The following is a 16,259-nucleotide window of genomic DNA, read 5'->3' on the forward strand; positions in this document are numbered from 1 at the left end:
CTCCGGCCGCCGGCTGTGAACCCTCCAAATGGACTGGGTTGTTTTGTGATCTAGGTCCTTTTTTCCCGCCGCGGCTGTGCTAGCGGGTGCCCTGGACCCGCCTAGGGCGCGGCGTCCAGCGCGTGCCCTCCGGACTCGAAATCCCCGGCGTCGTGGCGCTCGGCCAGCTGGCTGTCCAGGTCGCCCCAGACCCGGTTCACCCTGCGCCCGCGCTGCACCGCGGGCCGTTCGGCGATCCGGTCGGTCCAGCGCTGGACATGGGTGTAGCTCTCGACCTGCAGGAACTCGCCGGCCCCGTAGACCAGGCCCTTGGCCAGCGCGCCGTACCAGGGCCAGACCGCCATGTCGGCGATCGTGTAGTGGTCGCCGGCCAGGTACGGGGTTTCAGCCAGCCGCCGGTCGAGCACGTCGAGCTGGCGCTTGACCTCCATCGCGAAGCGGTCGATCGCGTACTCGATCTTGGTCGGCGCGTAGGCGTAGAAATGGCCGAAGCCGCCGCCCAGGTAGGGGGCGCTGCCCATCTGCCAGAACAGCCAGGACAGGCAGGCGGCTCGTTCCTCCGGGACGGTCGGCAGGAAGGCGCCGAACTTCTCGGCCAGGTACAACAGGATGGCGCCCGATTCGAACACCCGCACCGGCGTCGGCGCGCTGCGGTCCATCAGCGCGGGAATCTTCGAGTTCGGGTTCACCGCGACGAAGCCGCTGCCGAACTGCTCGCCCTCGTTGATCCTGATGAGCCAGGCGTCGTACTCGGCGCCCGCGTGCCCCTGCGCCAGCAACTCCTCCAGCATCACCGTGACCTTGACGCCGTTCGGCGTGGCCAGCGAGTAAAGCTGCAGCGGATGGCGGCCCACCGGGAGTTCCTTGTCGTGCGTCGGTCCGGCCACCGGACGATTGATGTTGGCGAATTGCCCGCCGTTGGCCTTGTTCCAGGTCCAGACCTTGGGTGGGGTGTAGTCCGATGTTTCGTCCATGCGTGGCGCTCCGGGTGCGGGTGAAGTGGCGCGGCAGCAAGGTCCGCGCAGCCCGACTTTAGAGCGAATCGGCGCACGAGGGCGCCGGCAGCTAGGCGCGGGTCTTCGAAAGCGCCGCCGCCGTGGCCTGCAGCTCCGGCACCAGCGTCAACAGCCGGCGGGTGAGCCAGTACAGGTGGGCCGGATCGATCGGGTCCGGCAGCCTCAGGGTGTCGATCAGCCGTTGGGCCCGCGGCCCCAGGGGCAGTGCGGTCAGCGGTTCGAGCACCATGGCGAGCTCGTCCCGGACCGCCTCGTCGACGAGTTCATGCTCGTCGAGGCTTCGCCAGATGGCCCGCACGGCGCGTTCGCAGAGTTCGGCATCGGACAGCGGCGCAGGCAGCGCAGGATCGGGCGGCACGCCGCGCGTTCCGGTCACGTCACTCGAAAAGCTTCTTCGCAAGCTCATCTGCCGCTCCTTCGGGGCACCAGTCTAGTGCTGCCTCGAAGAGATGTAATGACGCGCTGCAGCATGGCGGGCGCCAAACTGCCTGGCGGCGAAAGCCCAGGCCATGCGCGACGCGTCGGGCCCTGCGCCGTCGCTGTACGGCTGGCCGGCAGCGCCGCCGCTCCAGGCGTGGCCGAGCCGGTCGATTTCCACCAGGGTCGCCACCGTGCTCGCCCCATGCTTGAAGTCGGTCACGGTCGCCGGGTAGCGCTTGCCCCGTTGCAGCGTGCGCTCCTTGCTCGAGGTCGCGCCCATGGCGTCGGCCCAGGCGCGAACCGCAGCGAGCCCGTTCGACGCCGCGACCACCCTGTCGCCGGCGCCATGGATCACCATCAACGGCGGCCAGCCGGCAGCAGCCCGCGCCAACGGCGGCGCCGCCAGGGGCTTCGTGGAGCGATGGCCATGCATGGCGCCGAGGGCGGACAGCGTGGAATGCGCGGTCCCGGGCGGTATGCCCGAGTGCATCACCACGGCGGCGAAACGGTCCGGATGCCTGGCGACGAGCAGCGCCGCCATGCTGGCACCTGCCGAGAGGCCCGCCACCGCGATGCGCGTGCGGTCCACCGCGTACATCAGGCAGACCTGGTCGATCGCCTTCATGATGAGCGCCGCCTCGCCGTAGGCGCGTCCGGATGATGTGTCGAACCAGTTCCAGCAGCCTTGCGGATTCGACACCCTGTCCTGCTCGGGATAGAGCACCAGAAAGCGTTCGCGGGCTGCAATCAGGTTCATGCGCGTGCTGGTCGCGAAGGTCTTCGCATCCTGTCCGCACCCATGCAGCATGACCATCAGCGGCAGGCGCTCCCCGAACTTGATGCCGGGTGGCCGATACAGCCGGAACCGGCGCATGCCGGTCGCACCCATGGCCAGGCCCTGGATCCATTGGCCCGCACCCGCAGGCGGGCGCCGCTTCTCGATCACCGGCTTGACTGTCTGGCCGACCGCCCGCGTACCGGCGCGCACGGTGCTGCGCGTGATCGCCTCCATGCCGCGGGCGACCACGCCCAGCCAGCCTCCGGCCCCTTTGCGTCGCGCCATCAGCGGCGCGACTTCCGCCTGGCGACGGTCGCCCGGGCCGTCTTGCCGCTCCAGAAATCGACGATCTGCCGGGTCGCCTCGGCTTGCGCGGCCCCGACCTGGCGCCTGGCGGCCGCGGCCGACTGACCGCGGGCCGAGCCGACCGCCTTGTTGGCCGCGCTCAGCCACATGCTCATCAAGGGATTCTTCTTTAACCAGGGGTTGCTCATGGAGCCTCCGTCTCGACCGGCGGTCGACAAAAGCGACTGTCGCCGGGCTGCCGATGCCGCAGCGCAGCATTTTTGCCCGATCGAAGGTGGCCGCCGTCCTACGCCCCGAGCGTCGGGGCGGCGGCGCGGGCTCGCCATGCCCGGATGCTCGCCAGCAGGCTGTCCGCTTCGACCGGCTTGACGAAATGACAGTCGAAGCCGGCGTCCAACGCCGCCCGCCGGTCTTCGTACTGCCCATATCCCGTGAGTGCGACCAGCAGCAAGCCGGTGCCCCCTCCGGCACGCAGGCGACGCGCGACCTCATAGCCGTCCAGTCGCGGCAAGCCGATGTCCAGCAGCACGACCGCGGGCTGAAACCGCGCTGCGACCTCCAGGGCCTCTTCCCCATCGGCTGCAGTGCGGATCTCGTGCCCCTCCATCTCCAGCATCGTTGCCAGGGTCTGCGCGGCATCGACGTTGTCGTCCACCACCAGGATGCGTTCGGGGGGACAGTCTCGCGCGGGACCCGCCGAGGACATCGGTGGCGCACTGGCCCGCACCGTCGCCCTGCGGGGCAGCATCACCCGGAATTCGGACCCGAGGTTGCGGCCGCGGCTGTGCACCTCGATGCGGCCTCCGTGCATCTCGGTCAGCCGCCGGGCCAACGTCAGTCCGACGCCCAGGCCGCCTTGCGAACGATCCAGGCCGCGCTTGCCCTGCGCGAAGAGGTCGAAGATGCGCGGCAGCAGCTCTTCATCGATGCCCATGCCTTCGTCCCGCACCGTGATCTCGACGCGTTCGTCTTCGACCACCACCCGCAGGTCGATCGGCGTCGACTCCGGGCTGTACTTCGCGGCGTTGTGAAGAAGGTTGGCAATGACCTGCGTGAGCCTCGCGCCATCCGCATCCATCCAGATCGGGGCTTCCGGCATCGCCACGCCGAGCACCTGGCGCCGGCTCTCCAGCAGCTGATGCACGGTCTCGATGCTGTGCGCCACGACCACCCTCAGGTCGACCGGATCGCACTTGAGCGTGATCTTCCCCTGGCTGATGCGCGTGACGTCCAGCAGTTCCTCCATGAGACGCGTGATCTGGCGCAGCTGGCGACCCGCCAGGTCCAGCGCCCATGTCACCTTGGGATGCTTGTCTGCCACCCGCCGGATGATTTCGATGGCCGTGTGGACCGAAGCCAGCGGATTGCGCAGCTCGTGGGACAGCATGGCGAGAAACTCGTCCTTCCGCTGGCTCGCCTGCTGCAGCTCCTGCTGCGCCGCCTGGCGCTCGACGATCTCGTGCTGGAGGTTGCGATAGAGCCGCGCGTTCTCGAACGCCGCCCCGGCCCGCGTCGCCACCTCGTGCACCAGGGTCAGGTCGGCCTCCCGCATCCAGGCGCCGTCATCGGGCGACGCCACCAGCAGGACGCCCGGCACGCGCTCTCCGAAGAGCAAGGGGACGGCGGCGACGGACGCCAGGGCGGCTTCGCCGAGATCGCCGTCGGGATGCCCGAGTGCGCCCGGGCGCAGCGGCATCGCCGCGTCCGCCACCCAGGCCACGCGGCGCGAGGTCGCGGCTTCCTGCAGCGCGGCCATGACCGCATCGGCCGGCGCCAGGTCGGCGCCGAACGCGACCGTCGCGGACCCGCCGCCCGCGGTGCGGGCCGCGATCGCGAACGAGCCTCGGCCGAGTTCGGGGTCCGCGATCCAGACCAGCGCCGCCGCGGCCCGCTCCGGCACCAGCAGGGCGACCAGCTCCTGCATCGCCACCTGGATGTCCAGGGAGCGGTTGAGCGCCTGGCTCGCACCGGCCAGGAAGGCGGAGCGCCGGTCGTTCTCCTCGGCCAGGCGGCGGGCGGCGTCCGAGGCCATCATCGCCGCCCGCGCATCGGCCTGCCGCTCGACCTGGCGCTGCATCAGGTAGAGCGACACGAACACGCCGACCTTGCTGCGCAGGATCTCCGGCACGACCGGCGAGAGGATGTAGTCGACCGCACCGAGCGAATAGCCGCGGGCGGTCTGGATCTCGTCCGCGTACGAGGTGATGAAGATGATCGGCGTGTGGGCGCTGCGCCGGTGGTTGCGGATCAGCGTGGCGGTCTCGAAGCCATCCATGCCGGGCATGTTCACGTCGAGCATGATCACTGCGAACTCGCGCTGGAGGATCTCGCGCAGCGCATCCGCGCCCGAACGCACCATCACCAGGTTCTGGCCCAGCTCCTCGAGGACCGTCCGGAAGACGAGCAGCTTTTCCGGCAGGTCGTCGACGATCAGGATGTTGGCGCGCTCGCCGCCGGGCGTGTCTCCCTGCGGCGCCGGGCCGTTCTTCGGTGCTAGCTGCACAGCCAGCCCCGCAGGACGACCAGCAGGTGGTTGGTGTCGACCGGCTTCGACAAATAGTCCCACGCCCCGGCCTCGATGCACTTCTCGCGATCGCCCTTCATGGCCTTGGCGGTCACCGCCACCAAGGGCAGCTGCTTGCCGCGCGGCAGGCGGCGCAGCTCGCGCATGGTCTGCATGCCGTCCATCTCCGGCATCATGATGTCCATCAGGACGATGTCGATGTCCTCGTCCTCCTGCACCAGCCGGATCGCGTCGCGGCCGTTCTCCGCCGTCACGATGGCCATGCCCTGCTGGTCGAGCACGGTGGCCAGCGCGAAGATGTTGCGCATGTCGTCGTCCACGATCAGCACCTTGCGGCCCGCCAGCGAGCAGGCGGCGTCGTTCGCGGCCTCGACGGCACGGCGCTCAGGGTCCGACATCAGCGCGAAGGCGCGATGCAGGAAGAACGCGCTGCTGTCGATCAACGCGTCCGTGCTGCTCACGCTGCGCCATGCCGCGCCGTCGAGGCCGCGGGTCCACGCGGCCGACCGCGAGCCGGCGCCGGGCCGGTCGAAGACGATCACCGGAAGCTGATGCACCGGCGCCCTTCCCTCGACCGCCTCGGCCAGGTCCGCCGGGCTGAAGCCCGGCACCGACCCGTCCGTGACGAGGCAGTCCACCGGCCCCTGGGCGATCTCGCGGGCGAGGGCCTCCCTCGATTCGGCCAGCGAGATCGTCACCTCGGAACCGTCGAAGGCCTCCACCAGCGCCGCCCGCGCGTCGGAGCCCTGCATGGCCACCAGCAGCCTGCGCGATCCGGTCGACACGAAGCGATGCAGCTGCCCCATCGCCGCGTCCACCTGGTCCATCGACTGCAAGGGCTTGGCAAGGAATCCCACGGCGCCGGAGTTCAGGGCGCGCTCGCGCGAATCGTCGGTCGACACCACGCACACCGGGATGTGCCGCGTCGCCAGGTCGGCCTTCAGGCGTTCCAGGATGCGCCAGCCCTGCATGTCGGGCAGGTGGATGTCCAGCGTGATCAGCGCCGGGCGGTGGTCGCCGGTCAGCGCCAGCGCCACCGCGCCGGTCGAGCTGACCAGTCCCTTGAACCCGGCGCGACGGGCGGCCTGCAGCAGCACCTTCGCGAAGGCCAGTTCGTTCTCGACGATCAGCGCCACCTTGTCGCCCGGCAGCAGCGCATCGCGGTCGTCCCCCGCCACGTTCAGCGCGTGCAGTTCGGCGGCCGCGGCCTCTGCACCCGCGGCGTCGACGCCAGCCAGCGCGTCGACGGGCTCGATCGTGGCTGCGACGGAGGCCGGACGGGTCCTCGGCGTCGGCAGGGGTGCCGGCAGGTCGACGCCGCCGGCACGGACGCCGCGCCCTCGCGCCGGGCTGAAGCTCTGCGGCAGGAACAGCGTGAACGTGCTGCCCTGCGCCGGAACGCTCGAGAGGCGAATCTCGCCGCCCAGGAGCCGCGCCAGTTCGCGGCTGATCGCCAGGCCGAGACCGGTGCCGCCGTACTTGCGCGAGGTCGAGCCATCGGCCTGCTGGAAGGCTTCGAAGACGATCTGCTGCTTGTCCGCGGGGATGCCGATGCCGGTGTCGGAGACGGCGAAGGCGATCACCTGGCTCGCCCGGTTGAGCTCCTCGCGGTCGCGCGACCAGCCGCCTTGGACGACGCCGACCGAGAGCCCCACCGACCCGTGGTGGGTGAACTTGAAGGCGTTGGAGAGCAGGTTCTTGATGATCTGCTGCAGGCGCTTGACGTCGGTGACGATCGCCTCGGGGAGCGTATCTCCCAACTGGATGCCGAAGCCCACGTGCTTGGCCTCCGCCACGTGGCGGAAGCTGCGCTCGACCGAGCGCTGCAGGTCGTCGATCCGCAGTTCGCTCACCTCGACGGCAACCGTTCCCGATTCGATCTTCGACAGGTCGAGGATGTCGTTGATCAGCATCAGCAGGTCGTTGCCCGAAAGGTGGATCGTCTTGGCGAACTCCACCTGCCGCTCCGTCAGGTTGCCTTCCGCGTTCTTGCAGAGCTGGTCCGACAGGATCAGCAGGCTGTTCAGCGGCGTGCGCAGCTCGTGCGACATGTTGGCCAGGAACTCCGACTTGTACTTGGAGGTCAGCGCCAGCTGCTCGGCCTTCTCCTCGAGCGCCTGGCGGGCCTGCTCGACCTCCTGGTTCTTGCTCTCGACTTCCTGGTTCTGGTGCACCAGCAGCCGGGCCTTCTCCTGCAGCGCCTCGTTGGTCTGCTGCAGTTCCTGCTGGCGATTCTGGAGTTCCTCGGCGAGCGACTGCGACTGGGTCAGCAGGTCCTCGGTGCGCATGTTGGCCGAGATCGTGTTGATCACGATGCCGATCGATTCGGTCAGCTGGTCGAGGAAGGCCTGGTGCGACGGGTTGAAGCGCTCGAGCGACGCCAGTTCGAGCACCCCCCGCACCTCGTCCTCGAACACCACCGGCAGCACGATCACGTCCATCGCCGCGCCTTCGCTCAGCCCGGTGGCCACCTTGAAGGCCGTGCTCGGCACGTTGGTCAGCAGGATCTTCGACTTCTCGATCGCGCATTGCCCGACCAGGCCCTGCCCCAGGTCGATTTCCTTGCCGTGCGCGGCGTGGCCGCCCGAGGCGTAGCTGGCGAAGAGCCTGAGCTTCGGCGCGCCGCCCGAGGAGGTCAGCAGGTAGAACTCGGCCTGCTGCGCGCCGACGACGGGCGCGAGCTCCGACAGGATCAGCTGGCCCACCGTCAGCAGGTCCTTCTGGCCCTGCAGCATGCGGCTGAACTTGGCCAGGTTGGTCTTCAGCCAATCCTGCTCGGTGTTCTTCTGCGTCGTGTCCTTCAGGTTGCGGATCATCTCGTTGATGGTGTCCTTGAGCGCCGCCACTTCCCCCTGGGCCTCGACCGTGATCGAGCGCGTCAGGTCGCCCTGGGTCACCGCGGTCGCCACCTCGGCGATCGCGCGCACCTGCGTCGTCAGGTTGGCCGCGAGCTGATTGACGTTCTCGGTCAGCCCCTTCCAGGTGCCGGCGGCGCCAGGCACCTTGGCCTGGCCGCCGAGCTTGCCCTCGACCCCCACCTCGCGCGCCACGCTGGTCACCTGGTCGGCGAAGGTGGCCAGCGTGTCGGTCATGCTGTTGATGGTCTCGGCCAGCGCGGCGATCTCGCCCTTGGCCTCCACCGTGAGCTTCTGCTTGAGGTCGCCGTTGGCGACCGCCGTCACCACCTTGGCGATGCCGCGCACCTGCCCCGTCAGGTTGCCCGCCATGAAGTTGACGTTCTCGGTCAGGTCCTTCCAGGTGCCCGACACATCGCGCACCTGGGCCTGTCCGCCCAGCCGGCCTTCGGTGCCGACCTCGCGCGCCACGCGCGTGACTTCCGCGGCGAAGGAGGACAGCTGGTCGACCATGGTGTTGATCGTCGCCTTGAGTTCGAGGATCTCGCCCTTGACGTCGACCGTGATCTTCTCGGACAGGTCCCCCGCGGCCACCGCCTTGGTCACGTCGGCGATGTTGCGCACCTGCGAGGTCAGGTTCGACGCCATCAGGTTGACCGAGTCGGTCAGGTCCTTCCAGGTGCCGGCGACGCCCTGCACGTCGGCCTGGCCGCCCAGGATGCCCTCGGTGCCCACCTCCAGCGCCACCCGCGTCACCTCGGCGGCGAAGGAGCGCAGCTGGTCGACCATGGTGTTGACCGTGTTCTTGAGCTCGGAGATCTCGCCCTTGACGTCGACCGTGATCTTCTTCGACAGGTCGCCGGCGGCCACCGCGGTCGTCACCTCGGCGATGTTGCGCACCTGCGAGGTCAGGTTGCCGGCCATGAAGTTGACCGACTCCGTGAGGTCCTTCCAGGTGCCGGCCACGCCCTGCACGTCGGCCTGGCCGCCCAGGATGCCCTCGGTGCCGACCTCCCGGGCCACGCGGGTCACTTCGGCCGCGAAGGAGCGCAGCTGGTCGACCATGGTGTTGACCGTGTTCTTCAGCTCCAGGATCTCGCCCTTGACGTCGACCGTGATCTTCTTCGACAGGTCGCCCGCCGCCACCGCCTTGGTCACGTCGGCGATGTTGCGCACCTGCGAAGTGAGGTTCGACGCCATCGAATTGACCGACTCGGTGAGGTCCTTCCAGGTGCCCGCCACGCCCTGCACGTCGGCCTGGCCGCCCAGCTTGCCTTCGGTGCCCACTTCGCGCGCCACCCGCGTGACTTCCGCGGCAAAGGACGACAGCTGGTCGACCATCGTGTTGATGGTGTTGGTGAGTTCGAGGATCTCGCCCTTGGTGTCGACCGAGATCTTCTTCGACAGGTCGCCGGCCGCCACCGCCTTGGTCACATAGGCGATGTTGCGCACCTGCGAGGTCAGGTTGCCGGCCATGAAGTTGACCGACTCCGTCAGGTCCTTCCAGGTGCCCGCCACGCCCTGCACGTCGGCCTGGCCGCCCAGCTTGCCCTCGGTGCCGACCTCGCGCGCCACCCGCGTCACCTCGGCGGCGAACGAGCGCAGCTGGTCGACCATGGTGTTGATGGTCGCCTTGAGTTCCAGGATCTCGCCCTTGACGTCGACCGTGATCTTCTTCGACAGGTCGCCGGCCGCCACCGCCTTGGTCACGTCGGCGATGTTGCGCACCTGGCTGGTGAGATTGCCGGCCATCGAGTTGACCGATTCCGTCAGGTCGCGCCAGGTGCCGGCCACGCCCTTGACTTCGGCCTGGCCGCCGAGCCGCCCTTCGGTGCCGACTTCGCGTGCGACACGGGTCACCTCGTCCGCGAACGAGGACAGCTGGTCGACCATGGTGTTGATGGTGGCCTTCAGCTCCAGGATCTCGCCCTTCACGTCCACCGTGATCTTCTTCGACAGGTCGCCGGCGGCCACCGCCTTGGTCACGTCGGCGATGTTGCGCACCTGCGAGGTGAGGTTCGACGCCATCGAGTTGACCGAGTCCGTCAGGTCCTTCCAGGTCCCGGCCACGCCCTGCACGTCGGCCTGGCCGCCGAGCTTGCCCTCGGTGCCGACCTCGCGCGCCACGCGCGTCACCTCGGCGGCGAAGGAGCGCAGCTGGTCGACCATCGTGTTGATCGTGTTCTTGAGCTCGGAGATCTCGCCCTTGACGTCGACCGTGATCTTCTTCGACAGGTCGCCGGCGGCCACCGCGGTCGTCACCTCGGCGATGTTGCGCACCTGCGAGGTCAGGTTGCCGGCCATGAAGTTGACCGACTCCGTCAAGTCCTTCCAGGTCCCGGCCACGCCCTGCACGTCGGCCTGGCCGCCCAGCTTGCCCTCGGTGCCGACCTCGCGCGCCACGCGGGTCACTTCGGCCGCGAACGAGCGCAGCTGGTCGACCAGCGTGTTGACCGTGTTCTTGAGTTCCAGGATCTCGCCCTTGCCATCGACCGTGATCTTCTTCGACAGGTCGCCGGCCGCCACCGCCTTGGTCACGTCGGCGATGTTGCGCACCTGGCTCGTCAGGTTGCCGGCCATCGAGTTGACCGAATCGGTCAGGTCCTTCCAGGTGCCGGACACGCCTTCCACCCGCGCCTGGCCGCCGAGCGAACCTTCGGTGCCGACCTCGCGCGCCACCCGGGTCACCTCCGAAGCAAAGGAGCGCAGCTGGTCGACCATCGTGTTGATGGTGTTCTTGAGCGTCAGGAACTCGCCCTTCACGTCGACGTCGATCTTCTTCGACAGGTCGCCCTTGGCGACCGCCGTGGTCACGTCGGCGATGTTGCGCACCTGGTCCGTCAGGTTGCCGGCCATGGAGTTGACCGAGTCCGTCAGGTCCTTCCAGGTGCCCGCCACGCCCTTGACCTTGGCCTGGCCGCCCAGCTTGCCTTCGGTCCCGACCTCGCGCGCCACGCGGGTCACCTCGGCGGAAAAGTTGCCCAGCTGCTCGACCATCTTGTTGATGGTCCTGGCGGTGCGCAGGAACTCGCCCTCCAGTTCGCGCCCTTCCACCTCGAGCGCCATGCTCTTCGACAGGTCCCCCTGCGCCACGGCCCCGATCACGCGGGCGACCTCGCTGGTCGGATGCACCAGGTCGTCGATGAGCGAATTGACGCAGGCGATCGACTCGCCCCAGAAGCCGCGGGTCTCGGTCATCACGGCCCGCTGCTTGAGCTTGCCCTCCTTGCCCACGACCTGCCGCAGCCGCACCAGCTCGGAAGCGAGCGTGGCGTTCTGCTCGACCAGTTCATTGAAGATGTCGGCGACCTTCCCGGGCAGTCCCACCCACTGGGCTGGAAGCCGGACCTTGGCATCGCCCTTTCGAAGGCGTGTCATCGCATCGAGCAGGACGGCCATTTCGTCGTTGGCGCTGTCCGCGACAGGGGCGTGTTCCAGGACTTTCATTTGTGCCTCGTGGTTCGACCAAGGTGACTTGCAGCGGCTGGCGGGGAAGTGTAGGCCTCGGCCCAGATTTGTAACAGGGCCTCGACCAGCATGGGCGCTGGATCGGAGTTCCTCGGACCACATGGTCGTCTTCCAGCAGGAAATTTCCCTCCTCCGGAAATTCGGCTGGCTGCGGCGTTCGGGTCTCGACATCTCGCATCTTATTTTTCGAAGCATTCGACCCGTGCATGGCTCCCCCCGTTCACAGCGACAGTGCGAACACGCAATGCGCAGTATTTGACCGCTGCGCGAACACCTCCCGCGTAGGCGGGGCGGCAGTCTCGCCACGCGGTCCATTCCTACAACAGAGCGCGCTCGACTCGCGCAGCCCGCGACTTGCCAGCAGTGCCCATGGCCCGCCGCATTGCCCTAGACTCGTTCCAGCGCCTTTTCACGCCTCGCGCCTCCAGCCACCTGAACACCGCTGAACGGTGGAACCCAGTCGACCATGACCATGCCAGCACCCGCACGCCCGGACGCCACCACTGCGCAGAACACCGGCCAGGCGTTCATGGCAGGGAAGGGCGAGATGGCCAGCCTGATACGGGCCCATGACTGGTCAGCCTCCTCCCTCGGCGACCCGGCGCTGTGGCCGCAGTCCCTGCGCACCGTCGTTCGCCTCATGCTCAACACCGGGCATCCGATGTACGTGTGGTGGGGCCCCGAGTTGACTTGCCTCTACAACGACGCCTATCGGGAATCGATCGGTCCCGAGCGCCACCCCGGCTCGCTGGGACGCCCCGCGCGCGAAGTCTGGGCCGAGATCTGGGAAGTGATATTCCCGCAGATCGAACAGGTCCTGAGCGGAGGCGGGGCGACCTGGCATGTCGATCATCTGGTCCCGATCACCCGGCATGGCCGGCGTGAGGATGTCTACTGGACCTACAGCTACAGTCCGATCGACGACGAGCGCGCACCGGGTGGCATCGGCGGCGTCCTGGTGCAATGCACCGAGACCACGCAACAGGTTCTGGCGGCCCGGGAGCTGGCGTCCGAGCGAGACCGGTTGGCCGCTCTTCACGAGAGCGAGATGCGCTTCCGGTCGGCCCTGCATGCGGGTGGGATGGGGGCCTGGGAGACCGACTACCAGACGCTGACCAGGTCCTGGACCCCGGAGGGCATGGCGCTCTTCGGGCTCAGCCTGCCGGACGGGCGAGGCCACGTGGGTGGCCCCGACGATGAATACGTGGCCGCGCTGCATCCGGACCACCGCCATCTCGCCGCCGGATTCCGCGAGTTGGCGGATCGGCAAGACTCCTTCCCGGCGGAGTACTGGATCGTGCGGGCCGACGGATCGAAGCTGTGGCTGGAGGGCCGCGGGATGGTCATTTCCAGGATGCCGGACGGCCGGGCCCATCGCCTCGTCAGCATCATGGCCGACGCGACCGAACGCAAGCGGGCCGAAGAGCGCCTGCTGATCGAGCATCAGCGCCTCGAACTCGCGCTGGGCGCGGGGCGCATGGGCGCCTACGACATGGACATGCGGGACAACGTCCTGTGGTGGTCGGTGCAAACCTACCGGCTGTTCGGTGTCAGCGAACAGGATTTCGTGCCGACACCCGCCCACGTCCTGGCCTTGCTTCACCCGGACGATCGGGAGGACTTCATTCGGCGCCGCGCAGAGGCCATCGAGGGCCATCGGCCCTTCGTGCATGAGTTCCGCATCCTGCGGCCCGATGGCACGCAAGCCTGGCTGGGCCACCGCGGCCACGTCGAATACGACGCCGGTGGCCGACCGGCACGCATCTTCGGCGTCACGATGGACATCACCGAGCGCAAGCTGGTCGAGACCCGACTCCAGGACGCGGACCGGCAGAAAGATCGCTTCATCGCGATGCTGGCGCATGAACTGCGCAACCCGCTGGCGCCGATCCGAAATGCCATCGCCGTGTTGCGCAAGATCGGTGGTGCCGATGCGACCTCGGCTTGGTGCCATGACGTCATCGACCGGCAGGTGAGCCAGATGGCGCATCTCCTCGATGACCTGCTCGACGCCTCCCGCCTGAATCACGGCCATCTGCGCCTGCGCATGCAGCCGCTCCAACTGGCGACGGCGATCGACCGGGCGATCGAGATCGCCAGGCCGGTGATCGATGCCGGCGGCCACTCGTTTGCCTTGCACATTCCGGCCCGGCCCATCGAACTCGAAGGCGACCTGACGCGACTGGCACAGGTCTTCTCGAACATCCTCATCAATGCAGCCAAGTACACGCCGCGAGGCGGCGCCATCGCGCTGACCCTCGAGCGCGAGGGTCAGCAGGCTCTGGTCAGCGTGACCGACACCGGGATCGGCATCGAGTCGCATCACGGTGAACGAATCTTCGAAATGTTCGGCCAGGTGGAATCGTCATTGGCCCGGGCCCAAGGTGGGCAGGGCATCGGCCTGGCCCTGGCGAAGGCCCTGGTGGAAATGCACGGCGGGACCATCGCGGCCTCCAGCGAAGGCCTGGGCAAGGGAAGCCGGTTCGAAGTCCGCCTGCCGCTGGCCGCCATGGAAGTCGGGGCGAACCCGGACGCCACCGGCGCCGGAGAATCCTCCGCGGCAGCGGGTTGTCGCGTCCTGGTGGTCGACGACATGCGCGACAGTGCCGACAGCCTGGCGCTTGCCGTGCAGGCACTGGGCCATGAGGTCGAGGTGGCCTACGGCGGTGAGGCGGCCTTGCGAAAGGTCGAAGCCACCCGACCCGACATCGTCTTGCTCGATCTGGGAATGCCGGGGATGGACGGCTACGAGGTGTGCCGTCGAATTCGGGCGACCCCCTGGGGGCACGAAGTGCTGCTTGTCGCGCAGACCGGGTGGGGAAACGACAACGATCGCGAAGCGACGCGCAAGGCGGGCTTCGACCACCATCTCGTCAAGCCCGTGGAGCTCGGCGCGCTGGCCGCGCTGCTCGAATCGGCTAGCCCGTCCTCCCGCTGATGATGTTCATCAGGACATGCGGCTGCAGGGGCTTTCCGAGGTGCGCGTCGAAGCCGGCCTCGATCGCCTTGGTGCGGTCCTGGGGCCGCGCAAAGGCCGTCAACGCCACGGCGAACAGGCGCGGCATGCCATGCGACGCGCCGTGCTGCCGGGTTAGGCGGATGAGCTCGTAGCCATCCCGGCCCGGCAGGCCGATGTCGCTCACCAGCACATCGGGCCAATGGGCCTCGATCAGCCGCATGGCTTCATCGAACGTGGACGCCAGCCGGACATGCGCGCCGGCGTCTCCGAGGACCAGGGTCAGCATGGCGCTGGCGTCCTCGTTGTCCTCGACCACGAGCACATCCAGGCCGCCCAGCGCGCGATCGGAGGCGGGCGAGGGCCGCGGCTCCTGGGGCTCCGTCAGGACCAGGGAAGACCCGTCGGCGGGCACCACCACCAGCTCGACACGCAGCGTGGCCCCCGCGCCGGCACCTGCGCTCTCGGCGGTGACACCGCCGCCGTGCAGCTCCGCCAGGTTCTTGACGATCGACAGGCCCAGCCCGAGCCCGCCGTGCAACCGGTTGTCCGGCGAATCGCTCTGCGTGAAGCGGTCGAACAGATGGGCCACGAATTCGGGGTCGATGCCGCGGCCGCAGTCCTGCACGGACAGTGCCAGGCGATCGGCCTCGCGCGCCAGGCCGATGCGAATCAAGCCGCCTTCATTCGAGAACTTGACGGCGTTCGAAAGCAGGTTCCACACGATCTGCTGGAAGCGGGTCGGATCGAGCCAGGCGGGCTGCTCGGCCTCCTCGTGCTCGAACTGGACACGAAGGTGCTTGGCGGCGATCGCAACGCTGAGCGCTTCGATCGACGAGGCGACCAGCGCGCGCGGTTCGCTCCATTCGGGGTGAAGCCGGAGCTTGCCGGAACTGATGCGGGAGACGTCGAGAATGTCCGAAATGAGCCGTGCCTGGGCCTTGACGCTGCGGTCGATCGCAGTGAGTCCCTTCTCGACCAGGTCCGGCGAACGATTGCCCGTCTTCAGCACGTGAACCCAGCCGCCGATGGCGTTGAGCGGATTCCGCAGTTCGTGCGAAAGCACGGCGACGAAGTCGTCCTTGGTCCGGCTGTGCCGCTCGGCGGATGCCCGCGCCGCCTGCTCGCGCTCGAGGACTTCGAGGCGGCGCGCCTCGAGCTCGAAGCGTTCGGAAACGTCCAGAGCGATGCCGATGCGAAGCCCCGGCTCGATCGGTGCCGACATCGTCCATTCGAGGCGCACCAGGCTGCCGTCTTGCCGGTGCAGCGGAAATTCCGACTGCCAGGAGGCGGCGCCCTCGCCCGCCATCACGGTCCTTTCGCTCACGGCATCGGTCCAGTCGTCAGGCGCGAACGCGGCCACCGCCTGCCCGACCACCTGGTCCTGCGCACGCCCCAGCATCGCGACCATGGCGGGATTGACATCGACGAACCGCCCGGCGTCGTCGATCAGCGCCATGCCGGTGGGCGCCTGCGTGTAGATCGCCCGGAAGCGTGATTCGCTGCTGCGAAGCCGATCCTCGGCCATGCGGGCGCGAATCAGCGCCTGCAGCGTGGCGATCAGCACCGCCGGCTCGACCGGATGCACCAGGTAGGCGTCGGCGCCGGCATCCAGGCCGGTCACCTTGTCCTCGTTGCGCACGAAGGCGCCGGAAAGGTGAATGACCGGCAGCGTCGCCGTGGCCCGGTCGGCGCGGATCCGTCGGCAGACCTCGAAGCCGTCGATGTCGGGCAGGTGCACATCCAGCACGACGGCCGACACCTGGCTCGCCGCGAGTGCAAGCGCCTCGCCCCCGGTACTCGCTTCGCTGGTCTGGAAGCCCGCGGCGCGGATCAGGCGCGCCGTCGAGTAGCGCGTCGTGGGGTTGTCGTCGACCACCAGCACCGTGTGGCGGCTGCGGTCGATGGTGGTGTTTATCACGTCGGTGACCACGGT

8 protein-coding genes are annotated in these 16,259 nt (G+C 68.4%); 1 reads left to right on the plus strand and 7 read right to left on the minus strand.

All coding sequences use genetic code 11. The features are described from left to right. Nucleotides 1-101: 101 nt before the first annotated feature. From yghU to QTI17_RS01615, 6 genes are all read right to left on the minus strand, one after another. The gene (yghU, locus tag QTI17_RS01590) at nucleotides 102-974 is read right to left on the minus strand and encodes a glutathione-dependent disulfide-bond oxidoreductase (protein WP_286530618.1); all 873 of its coding nucleotides are present in this window, start codon (nucleotides 972-974) and stop codon (nucleotides 102-104) included. Nucleotides 975-1,065: 91 nt separating this feature from the next. Next, on the minus strand, nucleotides 1,066-1,422 hold the full coding sequence (locus QTI17_RS01595; protein ID WP_286530619.1) for a hypothetical protein: 357 nt from the start codon (nucleotides 1,420-1,422) through the stop codon (nucleotides 1,066-1,068). A gap of 24 nt (nucleotides 1,423-1,446) precedes the next feature. After that, a complete protein-coding gene (locus QTI17_RS01600) occupies nucleotides 1,447-2,499 on the minus strand; it encodes an extracellular catalytic domain type 1 short-chain-length polyhydroxyalkanoate depolymerase (RefSeq protein ID WP_286530620.1) in 1,053 nt (350 codons plus the stop codon). After that, a complete protein-coding gene (locus QTI17_RS01605; RefSeq protein ID WP_286530622.1) occupies nucleotides 2,499-2,708 on the minus strand; it encodes a hypothetical protein in 210 nt (69 codons plus the stop codon). The genes QTI17_RS01600 and QTI17_RS01605 overlap by 1 nt, the downstream gene beginning before the upstream one ends. Nucleotides 2,709-2,806: 98 nt before the next feature. Then, nucleotides 2,807-5,023, minus strand: coding sequence for a response regulator (locus QTI17_RS01610; RefSeq protein ID WP_286530623.1), 2,217 nt, complete (start codon nucleotides 5,021-5,023; stop codon nucleotides 2,807-2,809). After that, nucleotides 5,014-11,277: a HAMP domain-containing protein gene (locus tag QTI17_RS01615; protein ID WP_503011015.1), complete on the minus strand. Its 6,264-nt coding sequence runs from the start codon at nucleotides 11,275-11,277 to the stop codon at nucleotides 5,014-5,016. The genes QTI17_RS01610 and QTI17_RS01615 overlap by 10 nt, the downstream gene beginning before the upstream one ends. 562 nt (nucleotides 11,278-11,839) lie before the next feature. On the opposite strand from QTI17_RS01615, the gene QTI17_RS01620 reads away from it, so the two are divergent. Then, a complete protein-coding gene (locus QTI17_RS01620; protein ID WP_286530625.1) occupies nucleotides 11,840-14,305 on the plus strand; it encodes a hybrid sensor histidine kinase/response regulator in 2,466 nt (821 codons plus the stop codon). Here QTI17_RS01620 and QTI17_RS01625 read toward each other — a convergent pair. Further along, entirely contained in the window at nucleotides 14,286-16,256 is a 1,971-nt protein-coding gene (locus tag QTI17_RS01625) for a hybrid sensor histidine kinase/response regulator (RefSeq protein WP_286530626.1), read from the minus strand. The genes QTI17_RS01620 and QTI17_RS01625 overlap by 20 nt on opposite strands. Nucleotides 16,257-16,259: the final 3 nt, after the last annotated feature.

Origin of the sequence: Variovorax sp. J31P179 (genome assembly GCF_030316985.1) — a bacterium.
Classification (GTDB): Bacteria; Pseudomonadota; Gammaproteobacteria; order Burkholderiales; family Burkholderiaceae_C; genus Variovorax; species Variovorax ginsengisoli_B.

What these genes read in the sequence shown, in the direction of transcription:
- yghU (WP_286530618.1), bottom strand. Translation starts at nt 974, where the DNA reads ATGGACGAAACATCGGACTACACCCCACCCAAGGTCTGGACCTGGAAC.
- QTI17_RS01620 (WP_286530625.1), top strand. Translation starts at nt 11,840, where the DNA reads ATGCCAGCACCCGCACGCCCGGACGCCACCACTGCGCAGAACACCGGC.
- QTI17_RS01605 (WP_286530622.1), bottom strand. Translation starts at nt 2,708, where the DNA reads ATGAGCAACCCCTGGTTAAAGAAGAATCCCTTGATGAGCATGTGGCTG.
- QTI17_RS01600 (WP_286530620.1), bottom strand. Translation starts at nt 2,499, where the DNA reads ATGGCGCGACGCAAAGGGGCCGGAGGCTGGCTGGGCGTGGTCGCCCGC.
- QTI17_RS01595 (WP_286530619.1), bottom strand. Translation starts at nt 1,422, where the DNA reads ATGAGCTTGCGAAGAAGCTTTTCGAGTGACGTGACCGGAACGCGCGGC.
- QTI17_RS01615 (WP_503011015.1), bottom strand. Translation starts at nt 11,277, where the DNA reads ATGACACGCCTTCGAAAGGGCGATGCCAAGGTCCGGCTTCCAGCCCAG.